General features: G+C 68.7%; 11 protein-coding genes. 10 read left to right on the top strand and 1 reads right to left on the bottom strand.

What is annotated here, in order from left to right; all coding sequences use genetic code 11:
* The first annotated feature begins 9 nt into the window (after positions 1 to 9).
* The 3 genes from dnaE to ABNQ38_RS37955 are packed head-to-tail and all read left to right on the top strand — an operon-like array spanning position 10 to position 5,341.
* Complete coding sequence (dnaE, locus tag ABNQ38_RS37945; RefSeq protein WP_377811599.1) at positions 10 to 3,501, top strand: DNA polymerase III subunit alpha; 3,492 nt, start codon at positions 10 to 12, stop codon at positions 3,499 to 3,501.
* A 5-nt stretch (positions 3,502 to 3,506) separates the two neighbouring features.
* Positions 3,507 to 4,385 (top strand): hypothetical protein, encoded by an 879-nt coding sequence (locus ABNQ38_RS37950; protein ID WP_377811600.1) that lies wholly within the window; start codon positions 3,507 to 3,509, stop codon positions 4,383 to 4,385.
* Positions 4,382 to 5,341, top strand: coding sequence for a DUF1624 domain-containing protein (locus ABNQ38_RS37955; RefSeq protein ID WP_377811601.1), 960 nt, complete (start codon positions 4,382 to 4,384; stop codon positions 5,339 to 5,341). Before ABNQ38_RS37950 ends, ABNQ38_RS37955 begins: the two co-directional genes overlap by 4 nt.
* A gap of 40 nt (positions 5,342 to 5,381) precedes the next feature.
* On the opposite strand, the gene ABNQ38_RS37960 is transcribed toward ABNQ38_RS37955, so the two are convergent.
* A complete protein-coding gene (locus tag ABNQ38_RS37960) occupies positions 5,382 to 5,834 on the bottom strand; it encodes a MarR family winged helix-turn-helix transcriptional regulator (RefSeq protein WP_377811602.1) in 453 nt (150 codons plus the stop codon).
* A gap of 486 nt (positions 5,835 to 6,320) precedes the next feature.
* On the opposite strand from ABNQ38_RS37960, the gene rimO reads away from it, so the two are divergent.
* The 7 genes from rimO to ABNQ38_RS37995 all read left to right on the top strand — a co-directional run bounded on the left by rimO (position 6,321) and on the right by ABNQ38_RS37995 (position 13,086).
* Positions 6,321 to 7,640, top strand: coding sequence for a 30S ribosomal protein S12 methylthiotransferase RimO (gene rimO / locus ABNQ38_RS37965; RefSeq protein WP_377811952.1), 1,320 nt, complete (start codon positions 6,321 to 6,323; stop codon positions 7,638 to 7,640).
* A gap of 30 nt (positions 7,641 to 7,670) precedes the next feature.
* Positions 7,671 to 8,030 carry an HNH endonuclease gene (locus ABNQ38_RS37970; protein WP_377811603.1) on the top strand — a complete coding sequence of 120 codons (360 nt, stop codon included), beginning with the start codon at positions 7,671 to 7,673 and terminating at the stop codon, positions 8,028 to 8,030.
* Between the two features lie 70 nt (positions 8,031 to 8,100).
* On the top strand, positions 8,101 to 8,268 hold the full coding sequence (locus ABNQ38_RS37975; protein ID WP_377811604.1) for a hypothetical protein: 168 nt from the start codon (positions 8,101 to 8,103) through the stop codon (positions 8,266 to 8,268).
* Positions 8,269 to 8,402: 134 nt separating this feature from the next.
* Complete coding sequence (locus tag ABNQ38_RS37980; RefSeq protein ID WP_042690341.1) at positions 8,403 to 8,654, top strand: hypothetical protein; 252 nt, start codon at positions 8,403 to 8,405, stop codon at positions 8,652 to 8,654.
* A gap of 164 nt (positions 8,655 to 8,818) precedes the next feature.
* Positions 8,819 to 9,244 carry an OsmC family protein gene (locus ABNQ38_RS37985; protein WP_109047845.1) on the top strand — a complete coding sequence of 142 codons (426 nt, stop codon included), beginning with the start codon at positions 8,819 to 8,821 and terminating at the stop codon, positions 9,242 to 9,244.
* 252 nt (positions 9,245 to 9,496) lie between these two features.
* Positions 9,497 to 10,723: an ABC transporter substrate-binding protein gene (locus ABNQ38_RS37990; RefSeq protein ID WP_377811605.1), complete on the top strand. Its 1,227-nt coding sequence runs from the start codon at positions 9,497 to 9,499 to the stop codon at positions 10,721 to 10,723.
* Between the two features lie 8 nt (positions 10,724 to 10,731).
* The gene (locus tag ABNQ38_RS37995; protein ID WP_377811606.1) at positions 10,732 to 13,086 is read left to right on the top strand and encodes an ATP-binding protein; all 2,355 of its coding nucleotides are present in this window, start codon (positions 10,732 to 10,734) and stop codon (positions 13,084 to 13,086) included.
* Positions 13,087 to 13,131 lie beyond the last annotated feature (45 nt).

A 13,131-nucleotide genomic window follows, 5' to 3' on the forward strand; every position in this document is an offset into this window, starting at 1 on the left:
CCGGTTGCCATGCCCCACGCCGACTTCATCCACCTGCGCGTCCATTCCGCCTATTCGCTGTCGGAAGGTGCGATCAAGGTGAAGGAGCTGGTCAAGCTCTGCCTGAAACAGCAGATGCCGGCCGTCGCGGTCACCGACACCGGCAACCTGTTCGGCGCCCTGGAATTCGCGCTGGCCGCCTCCGATGCCGGCTTGCAGCCGATCATCGGCACCGTGCTGGGCATCACCCGCGTCGGCCCCGCCCAGACCAAGCCCGGCCTGCCCGGCAAGGCAGCGGCCACCCCCGACCAGCTCGTCCTGCTCTGCCAGAACGAGGAGGGCTACCGCAACCTCGCGGCGCTGGTATCCAAAGCCTTCCTGGAGTCGGACCCACTGGCCGGCCCCCAGGTGACGCTGGACGCGCTGGACGGCCATTCGGCCGGGCTGATCGCGCTGACCGGCGGCCCCGGCGGCTCGGTCGGCCGGCTGCTGCACGAGGGGCAGAAGGATCTGGCGCTCGACGTTCTGCAACGGCTGAAGCGGCTGTTCCCTGGCCGCCTCTATGTCGAATTGCAGCGGCACGAGGGCGGGCGCGGCCATTTCGCCGCGGCGGAGAACGCCATCGAGCCGGCGCTGATCGACCTCGCCTATGCCCACGACCTGCCGCTGGTCGCCACCAACGACTGCTATTTCGCCACCGCCGACATGTACGAGGCGCACGATGCGCTGATGTGCATCGCCGAGGGCGCCTATCTCAGCCAGGAGGACCGCCGCCGCCTGACCCCCGACCACCGTTTCAAGTCGGCGGAGGAGATGCGGCTGCTGTTCGCCGACCTGCCGGAGGCGCTGGACAACACGGTCGCCATCGCCCGGCGCTGCTCCTTCCTGCTGAAGCCGATCAAGCCGATCCTGCCGCCCTTTGCCTGCGAAGGCGGCCGCACCGAGGACGACGAGCTGCGCGCCCAGTCGCGCGCCGGCCTGGAAGAGCGGCTGGAGAAGGTCGTCTACACGCCCGACATGACCCCGGAGCAGCGCGCCGAGACGAGGCGGACCTATTTCGAGCGGCTGGAGTTCGAGCTGGACGTCATCGTCAAGATGAAGTTCCCCGGCTACTTCCTGATCGTGTCGGACTTCATCAAATGGGCGAAGAACCAGGACATCCCCGTCGGGCCGGGCCGCGGTTCGGGCGCCGGTTCCGTCGTCGCCTGGGCGCTGACCATCACCGACCTCGACCCGCTGCGCTTCGGCCTGCTGTTCGAACGCTTCCTGAATCCCGAACGCGTGTCGATGCCCGACTTCGACATCGACTTCTGCCAGGACCGCCGCGAAGAGGTCATCCGCTACGTTCAGAAGAAATACGGCTACGACCGCGTCGCCCAGATCATCACCTTCGGTAAGCTCCAGGCGCGCGCCGTGCTGCGCGACGTCGGCCGCGTCCTGCAGATGCCCTACGGGCAGGTCGACAAGATCTGCAAGATGGTGCCGAACAACCCGGCCAACCCGGTGACGCTGCAACAGGCGCTCGACAGCGAGGAGATGCTGCGGCAGGCGCGCGACGGCGACGACACCGTGCGCCACCTGATCGACATCGCGCTGAAGCTGGAAGGTCTCTACCGCCACGCCTCGACCCACGCCGCCGGCGTGGTGATCGCCGACCGCCCCTTGCAGGAGCTGGTGCCGCTCTACCGAGACCCGCGCTCCGACATGCCGGTCACCCAGTTCAACATGAAATATGTCGAACAGGCCGGTCTGGTGAAGTTCGACTTCCTCGGCCTCAAGACGCTGACCGTGCTGAAGACGGCGGTGGATCTGATCCCCGAGAAGCCGGACCTGACCACCGTCCCGCTGGACGACGAGAAGAGCTACCAACTGCTCAGCCGGGCCGAGGCGACCGGCGTGTTCCAGCTGGAAAGCTCGGGCATGCGCGACGTCCTGCGCCGGCTGAAGCCGAACCGGCTGGAAGACATCATCGCGCTGGTGTCGCTCTACCGTCCCGGCCCGATGGACAACATCCCGAAATACATCCGGGTGAAGAACGGCGAGGAAAAAGCCGACTACATGCATGACAGCCTGGAAGGCATCCTGAAGGAGACCTTCGGGATCATGATCTACCAGGAACAGGTCATGCAGATCGCCCAGGTGCTGTCCGGCTATTCGCTGGGCGGCGCCGATCTTCTGCGCCGCGCCATGGGCAAGAAGATCAAGGAGGAGATGGACAACCAGCGCAAGATCTTCTGCGACGGCGCGGAGTCGCGCGGCGTGAAGGCCGATCTGGCCAGCATGATCTTCGATCAGGTCATGAAGTTCGCCGGCTACGGCTTCAACAAGTCCCACGCCGCCGCCTATGCCCTGGTCGCCTACCACACCGCCTATCTCAAGGCGAACCACCCGGTGGAGTTCATGGCGGCGTCGATGACGCTCGACCTCGGCAACACCGACAAACTGAACGTCTTCCGCCAGGAACTCGCCCGCCTGCGCGTCAGGCTGCTGACGCCGGACATCAACAAATCCGATGCGATCTTCGGGGTGGAGCAGCTGGCCGACGGGACCAAGGCGGTGCGTTACGCGCTGGCCGCCGTCAAGGGCGTCGGCCAGCCTGCCATGAAGGCGGTGGTGGAGGAGCGGCGGAAGAACGGCCCGTTCAAGAGCCTGTTCGACTTCGCCCGCCGGCTGGATCTGAAGACCATCAACAAGCGCCAGCTTGAGAATCTCGCCTGCGCCGGCGCCTTCGACGGGCTGAACCCCAACCGCGCCCAGGTCCATGCCGCGCTGGAGACCATCATCCGCTACGCCCAGGCCGAGGCGGCGGAGCGCGACAGCGGCATCGGCAACCTTTTTGGCGGCGGGGGCGGCGGCCTGCCCGAACCGGAGATGCCCAAGGTCAAGGACTGGGAACCGCTGGAGAAGCTGAAGCACGAGTTCGGCGCCATCGGCTTCTACCTGTCGGCCCACCCGCTCGACGCCTATTCCGGCCCGCTCGGCCGCATGAAGGTGGTGCGCTCGGCCGATCTGGCGAACGTCGCCAAGGCCGGCGGCATGACCCGCCGCGCGATGGCCGGCATCATCGTGTCGAAGAAGGAGAAGACCTCCAAGTCCGGCAACCGCTTCGCCTTCGTCGAGCTGTCGGACGCCGCCGGCGGCTACGAGGTCACGCTGTTCTCGGAAATCCTGGCGGCCAACCGCGCCCTGCTGGAGCCGGGCAACGCGGTTCTGCTGACCGTCGATGTCCAGTTGAACGGCGAAGAGATCCGCCTGACCTGCCAGGAGATCAAGCCGCTGGAGGAGGCCGTCGCCTCGATCAGCGCCGGCCTGCGCGTCGTCCTGCGCGACCCCGGCCCGATCGAGCATCTGCGCGCCACGCTGGACCGGCTGTCGCGCGGCAAGAGCCGCATCAATGTGCTGGTCGAGGTTGATCCGCTGAAGGAGATCGAGATCGAGCTGCCCGGCAGCTACACCATCACCGCGCAGAGCCGCTCGGCCCTGAAGGCGGTGCCGGGCGTGGTGGAGGTGGCGGAGCTTTGATGAAGATGGCGGCGCCCGCCTTCGGGCGCTTCATCGCCATCGACTGGTCCGGCGCCCGCGGCAGGCGCTACGCCGGCATCGCCGTGGCGGAATGTCTCGCGGGCGACGCCGCCCCCCGGCTGGTTGAAGGCCCCGGCGGCTGGTGGTCGCGGACAGCCGTGTTCGACTGGCTGCGTGCGGAACTGCCGAAGGATCCCGCTTTGGTCGGGATCGACTGCGCCTTCTCCCTGCCCTTCGCGGTGGCGGCGCGCGGCTTTCCGGAGCGCGAGGCCACCGTCTTCGATCTGTGGGACGCGGTGGAGGAGATCTGCGCGGCGGAGCCCGACTTCGGCGGCGGTCCCTTCGCCAGCCATCCGCTGCATGGGGTCGGCTTCTGGCATGGCGGGCCGCAGCCGGACTGGTACGAGGACCCGCACCGCGCCACCGAATGGGCCTGCCGCGCCGATGGGCTGGGCCACCCGCAGAGCCCCTACAAGCTGATCGGCTCGCGTCAGGTCGGCAAGGGCGCGCTGGCCGGCATGCGGGTGCTGCGTGCCCTGCGCCGCGCCTTGCCGGGCCAGTTGGCGGTCTGGCCCTTCGAGGATCCGGCACCGGGCGCCAGCGTGATGGTGGAGATCTACCCGCGCCTGTTCCTGAAGCACACCGGCTTCGGCCAGCGCAAGATCCGCGAGGGTGCCGAGATGGACGAGGCTTTGCGCCGATTGGGCTCGCACCCATTGGAGCGGACCGGGACGGTCAGCGACCATGACAGCGACGCGCTGGTGTCGGCCGCCGGTCTGCGCTGGCTCGCCGGCACCCCGCGCGCCTGGGTGCCGCCGGGGCTGGACGACACCGCAAGGTGGCAGGAAGGGTGGATTTTCGGGGTGGGGATGGCCGGAACATGAGCGCAATCGGCGTCACGCCGGCACAGGGCCTAGCAAAACGGCCCTCGCGCCGCCCGGCAATCGACGTGGCGCGCGGGCTGGCGCTGGTGGCGATGGCGGCCTATCACGGCAGTTGGGACGCCACCTATTTCGGCCTCGCCGGCTTCGACCTGCTGGGCGACCCGCTGTGGCTCGCCGCCCGCACGGCGATCCTGTCGAGCTTCCTGCTGCTGGCCGGCATCGGGCTGGTGCTGGCGAGCCGCGACGGGATCGAGTCCGGGCGCTTCCTGCGCCGGCTGGGGCGGGTGGCGGCCGGGGCCGCGGCGGTGTCGGCGGCGTCCTATGCCCTGTTCCCCGACAGCCCGATCTTCTTCGGCGTACTGCACCACATCGCGGTGGCGAGCGTCATCGGCCTTGCCTTCGTCCGCCTGCCCGCCATCGTGACGCTGGCAGTGGCGGCAGCGGCGGTGCTGGTCGGGACGACCCAGGGCTTCCCGCTGTTCGACAGCCCCTGGCTGCGCTGGATCGGGCTGACCAGCGTGGCGCCGGATTCCAACGATTACGTGCCGCTTCTGCCCTGGATCGGCGGCGTGCTGGCCGGGATCGGGATCGGCCGGCTGTGGCCGCGACTGGGCGAGGGGGTGAGGGTAACCGGCCGCGCCGCGCAGATGCTCGCCTTCGGCGGCCGGCACAGCCTTGCCGTCTATCTGCTGCACCAGCCGCTGCTGTTCGGGATCGCCTGGGCCGCGGCGCAGCTGATGCCGGTGGAGACGCCCGCCGTGCGCGAGTTCCAGGCATCCTGCGTGGCGAGCTGCGAACGCGCCGGCGTGGCGAGAGCCACCTGCGCCGCCAACTGCGGCTGCGTGCAATCCGAACTGGCGCGCAATGGATTGTGGGAGGGCTTCGTCGCCAACCGCCTCAACGAGCGCGACCGGCGCGGGCTGGAGGCGGCGGTCGCCGCTTGCCGCAAGCCCTGACGGCGGCGGACGGGCTCAGCCACCCGGGCCGCGCCGGCAGTCAGACGGACTGGCGCTTTTCCAGCAGGCCGCGCAGCAGGCTGGTCAGCGTTTCGGCCAGCTTGTACTGGTCTTCGCCCGGCAGCGCGGCGATGACGCCGGCAAAGTCGTTCAGCGGGTCGTGGCGCAGCAGCTCCAGCGCCTTCGGCGTCGGGTGCAGCTGGGTGACGCGGCGGTCCTCCGGAACGGGCACGCGGACCAGCAATTCCTTGCCCACCAGCACCTCGACCATCTGCGAGGCGGCTCCGCGGGTCGTGGCGTGGAAGTCGGCGAAGGCCGACACGGTGCGCTGGCTGTTGTTGGCCCCGGCGAAATAGCGGAGCGCCGTCCACTGCGACGGCTTCAGGCCATGGGTATAGCCAAGGCTGTCGGCGATGTGGGAGATCTGCAGCATCACGTCGGCGATGGCCTGCGGCGAGGCGGCCCCCGCACGATCCGGTTCGACGAAGTCCATGGTGGCTCCGATGGCTCCGGCTCCGATCGGCGGCCGGTCCAGCGTCCCGTTGTTCCGGACCGACATCCGGCCCGCAGCAACACCGCGCATTTTTGCGAAGTCCATTTTTTCCACTCTATAAGGTTTAGTGGCTATACGATGGGCGCATCACAAGGCTGGCGGCTTTCGCTGTAAGGCGGCAGCCACATCGATCATAAGATCGTCATACATACTAGCGTGGTTGAACACAAAACGGAACATCGAACACTTCATCCTTTTGTTGCAAATTGTCGCATTGGCTTGAGCCCAGCAAAGGAGGGACGAAGGGATGGGCAAGGCGCCGAAAGACCTCGAAGGCCCGGCAGTTCCAGGCGGAACGGGCATGGCGGCCATGCCTGCGGGCTATTTCGCCATGTTTCACTGGCGTAATCTTCGATTCGGCTGTATACGCGCGCGATGACCACATCTCCCGTTCCGAAGTCCGCATCGCCGGCCGCCGCTCAGACCATGGGCGCCCCGAAGGTCGGCATCGTCAGCCTCGGCTGCCCGAAGGCGCTCGTCGATTCAGAGCGTATCCTCACCCGCCTGCGCGCGGAGGGGTACGAGATCTCCCCCAGCTACGACGGCGCGGACGTCGTGCTGGTCAACACCTGCGGCTTCCTCGACAGCGCCAAGAAGGAATCGCTGGACGCCATCGGCGAGGCGATCAAGGAAAACGGGCGGGTGATCGTCACCGGCTGCATGGGCGTGGAATCGGACATGATCCGGCAAGTCCACCCCGGCGTGCTGGCCGTCACCGGTCCGCACCAGTACGAGCAGGTGGTCAGCGCCGTGCATGACGCCGTGCCGCCGACGCACAATCCCTTCACCGATCTGGTGCCGCCGGAAGGGCTGCGGCTGACCCCGCGCCATTACGCCTATCTGAAGATTTCCGAAGGCTGCAACAACCGCTGCAGCTTCTGCATCATCCCGAGCCTGCGCGGCGATCTGGTCAGCCGGCCGATCCATTCGGTCCTGCGCGAGGCGGAGAAGCTGGCGGTCGCCGGCGTCAAGGAACTGCTGGTCATCTCGCAGGACACCAGCGCCTACGGCGTCGACGTGAAGTACAAGACGGAGAAATGGTACGACCGCGAGGTCCGCACCCGCTTCTTCGACCTGTGCAACGAGCTGGCGAACTTCGACCTGTGGGTCCGCCTGCATTACGTCTACCCCTACCCGCATGTGGACGAGGTCATCCCGCTGATGGCGGAGGGGAAAATCCTCCCCTATCTCGACATCCCGTTCCAGCATGCCTCGCCCACCGTGCTGAAGGCGATGCGCCGCCCGGCCGCCCAGGAAAAGCAGCTGGACCGCATCCGCAAGTGGCGCGACGAGTGCCCGCATCTGGTCCTGCGCTCCACCTTCATCACCGGCTTCCCCGGCGAAACGGAGGAGGACTTCCAGTTCATGCTGGACTGGCTGAAGGAGGCCCAGCTCGACCGCGTCGGCTGCTTCAAGTACGAGCCGGTGGAGGGTGCGACCGCCAACGACCTGCCCGGCGCCGTCCCGGAAGAGGTCAAGCAGGAGCGCTGGGAGCGCTTCATGGAGACGCAGAAGGCGATCAGCGCCGAGCGGCTCCAGCAGAAGGTCGGCTATACGCTGGGCGTCCTGATCGACGAGGTCGACGAGGACGGCGCCATCGGCCGCTCCTATGCCGACGCGCCGGAGATCGACGGCAACGTCTTCCTGAACGGCGAGACCGGCCTGAAGCCGGGCGACATGGTCGACGTCACCATCGAGCATGCCGACGAGTACGACCTGTGGGGCAGCGTCGAGCGCGACCTCTGAACCCTGTCTGTCGACCGACTGGAGAGCGCCATGCCCGTCACGCCGGACGATGCCAGACTGATGGACGTCCAGCAGGGCGGGCGCTGCTTCTTCTGCGACGGGCCGGTAGGGGCGAAGTCCACCTTCGACCATCTGATCCCCCAGGCCTATGGCGGGATCGACGATCCGGCCAACGTCGTGCTGGCGCACCGCCGCTGCAACCAGCGCAAGGACGACCGCCTGCCGACCGACGAGGAACTCGACCGCTTCTTCGCGCTGCGCCGCTCCAGCCGGCTCGGCGTCTGGCCGCCCCTGCGCGTGTTGCGCGACGAGGGGGAGGGAGCGGACGAGGAGGAGCGCTGGATTGCCGTGGCCCAGGCCATTTCCCAGACCATCGCACGGCAACGGTGAGGCCGCCCGAAACCAAAGCGGCCCGATCCGGTTAACGGAAGACACCTTATATATAGAAGGAGCGTCGCCGATGACCGGTCAGCAGAACAAGCAGCCCCACACCGAGCAGACCGTCCGCCATACCGAGGGCGAGCAGAACACCGGCAACCACAAGAAGCCGGACGCCCCCGACGCCAAGGGCGCCGACCGCTTCGGCGGCACCCGTGCCGGCGCCGAGAATGTCGAGCCGAAGACGTAGGCCACCGGAATAAGGGGCTTTTCAGGCTGGCGCCGCACCGCCGGCCTGTGCGAGATCCGGGGGACGGCATCCGCAGGCTTCATGCCGGGGGGCCGCCCCCACTTCGCACCCATGACCCGGCTTCCGTGACCAGAATGGCCCCCTCGATCTTCAAGCGATACAAGCTGCACTTCACCCGCCCGCTGCCGGGGCTGCGTCCGGGACGGCCGGAACGCGACGCCATGGTGGAGCGGGTGCGGCGGCTGGCCAGCGAGAACGGCATGGCCGGCGACCTCCACACCATCGCCCCCAACGCCGGCTTCGGCATCCTGGAGGTGCGCTGCACCGAACGTCTGGCCCGCCGCCTGTCGGACCTGTCGGAAATCGAGACCGTCCAGGAGGCCTGACGTCCGTCTCCCGGCATGGCGGCGGGCGGCGTGAGGCGCGTAGGTGGTATATGGCTGGCCGCGGCGCCCCCCTGCCCTAGGTCAGGCCCGACCGGACCCGCAATGGCGGCAACCCCGATCGCGGCCGGCCGGACCAACCACGACCGTCAAAGGGAGACATCAGCATGGCGATGCGGCAATCGGACGCCGAATGGCGTGGCGACCTCAAATCGGGCAGCGGCAAGATGCGGCTGGGCAGCGGCGCCTTCGAAGGCAGCTACTCCTTCCCGTCGCGCTTCGAGAACGGCCAGGGCACCAATCCGGAGGAGCTGATCGCGGCGGCGCATGCCGGCTGCTTCTCCATGGCGCTGTCGGCCGGACTCTCCCAGGCCGGCCACCCCCCGACCCGCGTCCACACCACCGCCAAGGTGCATCTTGAGAAGGCCGGCGCCGGCTTCGCCATCAGCCGGATCGAGCTGGAGTGCGAGGCGGAGATCCCCGGCATCGACGAGGCCACCTTCCAGGAACAGGCGAACGGCGCCAAGGCCAACTGTCCGGTGTCGAAGGCGCTGGCCGGCACCCAGATCAGCCTGACCGCCAGGCTTCTCTGACCCGTCCCGCAGGAAAGGCGCCGCCCAATGCCGGGCGGCGCCTTTCCCTGCCGGCGTCCCGCGGCGGCAAGCGTACCGGTGCAGATAATGCAGCGAGCCACCGGTGGCAAAGCTGCCGCGACGCTTCATGTCTTCCAAACCTTCCGCTCTGCCGAAGGGCAGATTGACCCCGCCGCTTCCGCCCACCCATAGTGCGGCCTTGCGTGTGCGGGAGCCCATCTTCCGTCCGCCGATCCCATCGAACGACGGTCAATGTTCATCGCAATCCTCCGCCTTTGCCGGCCGATGTTTCTTCTGTTCGCGCTGCCGCTCGCGGCGCTGGCGACGGCTGCGGCCGCCCAGACGGCGGGAGAGGTGGGCCGGGAGTTGGGCCGCGAGCCGGTGATCCTGGCGCTGGACGGTGAGTTCGGGCTGACCAACAGCACCTCGGCAGAGGCCATCGAACGCGGCATCCTGGCCGCCATCGACGACATCAACCGCCAGGGCGGCGTGCTGGGCGGCCGGCCGCTGGAGCTGATCACGCGCGAACACCGGTCGATCTCCGCCCGCGGCATCAAGAACATCCGGGAACTGGCCACCATTCCCGATCTGATCGCCGTGTTCGGCGGCCGGTTCAGCCCGGTGGTGATCGAGGAACTGCCGCTCCTGGAACAGACCCGCACCCTGTTCCTGGCGCCCTGGTCGTCGGCCGACGCCATCGTCGACAACGGCATGGAGCCCAACTACATCTTCCGCCTGTCGCTGCGCGACAGCCTGGCGATGCCCTTCCTGCTGAAGCGCGCCGCCGACCGCGGCCTGACCCGCGTCGGGCTCCTGCTGACCAACACCGCCTGGGGCCGCTCCAACCTGGAGGCCGCCAACCGCTATCTCGCCGGCCACAAGGTCCCGGACCTGGCCGGCACCGCCTGGTACAACTGGCGCGACCGCTCGCTGCTCGACAAGTATCAGGCGCTGGCCGAGGATGGCGCCCAGGCGATCCTGCTGGTCGCCAACGACGATGAGGCCGCCGTGCTGGTGCGTGAGGTGGCCGCCCTGCCGGCGCAGCAGCGGCTGCCGATCCTCAGCCATTGGGGCGTCACCGGCGGCGACTTCGTCGGACAGGCCGGACCGGCCCTCAGCGAGGTCGATTTCACCGTGATCCAGACGGTCAGCCCCTTCCGCATCCCGCCGGACCGGCTGGCGCCGGTGCTGGAGACCGCCGGGCGACTGTTCGGCATCCGCCGGCCGGAAGACATCGTGTCGCCGGTGGGCTTCCTGCATGCCTACGATCTGACCCGCATCCTGGCGCTGGCCATCGACCGTGCCGGCACCACCGACCGCGCCGCCATACGCGACGCGCTGGAGCAGGTCGGCCCCTATCGCGGCGTGATCCGCGACTTCGACCGCCCCTTCGCCCCAGGCCGGCACGAGGCGCTGGGACCCGACGACCTGCTGATGGCACGGTTCCGCACCGACGGCGTGCTTGTCCCGGTGGATTGAGAAGACGGATGACCGATCCCACCCCCCTCGATCCGCCAGCCTACGGCAGCGTCCCGCGCACCGCGCAGCGGATGCTGACCTCCGGCCGTCTGGCGCGCCGCTTCGCGCTGGTGTCGCTGATGCTGGGCGTGCTGATCGCCATCCTGATCGGCGCCAGCCTGTATGTGGTGTCCAGCCGCCATCTGGCCCGCCAGCACCATACCAATGTGGAGGCGAACGCCAGCCTCGCCGCCCGCCAGACCGAAGGGCTGCTGAACACGCTGGTGACCACGGTGCGGGAGCTGGCGAACAACAGCATGCTCGCCACCGCCCTGGTCGATTCCGCCGGCAAGGAAACCTACCTGATCCCCTTCCTGGGCAGCTTCAACCACATCGCCAGCGTTCCGGTCGCCCTGGTCTTCACCGATTTCGAAGGGGAGCCCATCGCCGACAACGGCCGCCATGCCGACCCGCTGGCGATTGCGCCGGCCGACATGGCCTGGCTGCGCGCCGCCATCGCCGCCGGCCAGCCGGCCGCCCGGGTGGTCCAGCAGGGCGACGCGCAGTTCCTGCTGGCGGCGGAGATGCTGGTCTATTCCCGCACCCTGTCGCCGGAAGGGGCGCTGCTCTACAAGGTGCCGCTCGACTTCCTGGTGCTGCATCCGGAGGCGGAGCTTCTCTACGCCGGCGGACCGCCGAAGCCGCTGCCGCCCGACATGATGGCGGTGACGGTGCCGCTGACCGTGCCGGAACGGCTGGCCTCGCTGGGGCTGACCCTGCGGCTGGAGGCGCCGGAAACGCCGACTTCTGCGCTGCTGTCCTGGATGCTGCCCGCCTATGGGATGGTGGGGTTGGCCGCGCTGCTGGCGATCTATGTCGGCAGCCGCGCCGTCGGCAACCACATGACCCGCTCCCTGCGCGAACTGGAGCGGCTGGCCGGTGCCATCGCCTCCGACGGATTCACCGGCCAGCGCGCCGAAGTGCGCGGCAACGACGAGGTGTCCGCCCTGGCGCGCGGCTTCAACGCAATGCTGGACCACATCGCCGGCATCCAGCGCGACCGCGAGATGCGCGCGGCGGAGGAGATCACCATCCAGCGCACGCTGGCCGAGCGCGCCGAGCAGGCCCGCGCCGAGGCGGAAAGCGCCCGCAACGAGACGGAACGCTCGCGCCAGGAAGCGGTGATGGCGCTGATGGTGGCGGAGCGTGCCAACGCCGCCAAGACGCATTTCCTGGCCGCCGCCAGCCACGACCTGCGCCAGCCGGTGCAGTCGCTGGTCCTGCTGACCTCGGCCCTGGCGATCCGGCTGGGCGACCATCCCGCCGCCTCCCTGGTCGGCAGCATCGAGGCGTCGATGGACGCGCTCTGCCGCCTGCTCGACGCCATCCTCGACATCTCCAAGCTGGATGCCGGCACGGTGTCGCCCAATGTGCAGGCGGTGTCGCTCGGCACCATCTTCGCGCGGCTGGAGGACGAGTACCGCCTGCGCGCCGCGGAGAAGGGGGTCGCCTTCCGCAGCGTTCCCACCGGCGTGACGCTGAACGCCGACGCCGCACTGCTGGAGCGGATCATCCGCAATCTGGTGGAGAACGCGCTGCGCTACACCGACCATGGCCGCATCCTGCTGGGCTGCCGCCATGCCCGCGGGGTCCTGCGCATCCAGGTCTACGACACCGGCATCGGCATCCCGCCCGAACATCTGGAGCGGATCTTCCACGAGTTCTACCAGATCTCCAACCCCACCCGCGACCGCGGCAAGGGGCTGGGGCTGGGGCTGGCCATCGTCGACCGGCTGGCACGGCTGCTCGGCTACCGCGTGCATGTCGCCTCCCGGCCGAACAGGGGGTCCTGCTTCACGCTGGAAATCCCCACCCCGGCACGGGCAGCCATCGAGGCGCCGTCCGCGCCCGCACCGGCCGAACAGGCGCCGGAACCGGGACGCGGCACCGCCCTGGTCATCGACGACGACCCGCTGGTCCGCGAAGGCTTGACCATGCTGATCGAGGATTTCGGCTGGAGGGTGACCGCGGCCGACAGTGCCGGCCATGCGCTGCGCCTGCTGAGCGGCCAGGACCGTCCGCCCGATCTGGTGATCGCCGATTACCGGCTGGAGGCGGGGGCCACCGGCCTGCAGGCCATCCAGGCGGTCGAGGTCGCCCTGCGCGGCCGCGGCTTCGCAGTTCCGACCAGTGTGGTTCTGACCGGCGACACCGCACCGCAGCGCATCGCCGACGCGGAAGCCAGCGGCTACCGCATCCTGCACAAGCCCATCGCCGCCAAGGAAGTCGCGCAACTGCTGAGCGACGCTGTTCTGGAACGGACCGGAACCGAGGGTGGGCGGAAGACCGGCAGCCGGCGCAATCCGGTCATCCTGCCAGGCTGATCGCGCCGGGCCTACTCGAACCGGCCCCACTCGAACCGGTTGACC

The sequence above is a fragment of the Azospirillum sp. A29 genome, from assembly GCF_042604625.1.
In the GTDB taxonomy this organism is placed as follows: domain Bacteria; phylum Pseudomonadota; class Alphaproteobacteria; order Azospirillales; family Azospirillaceae; genus Azospirillum; species Azospirillum palustre.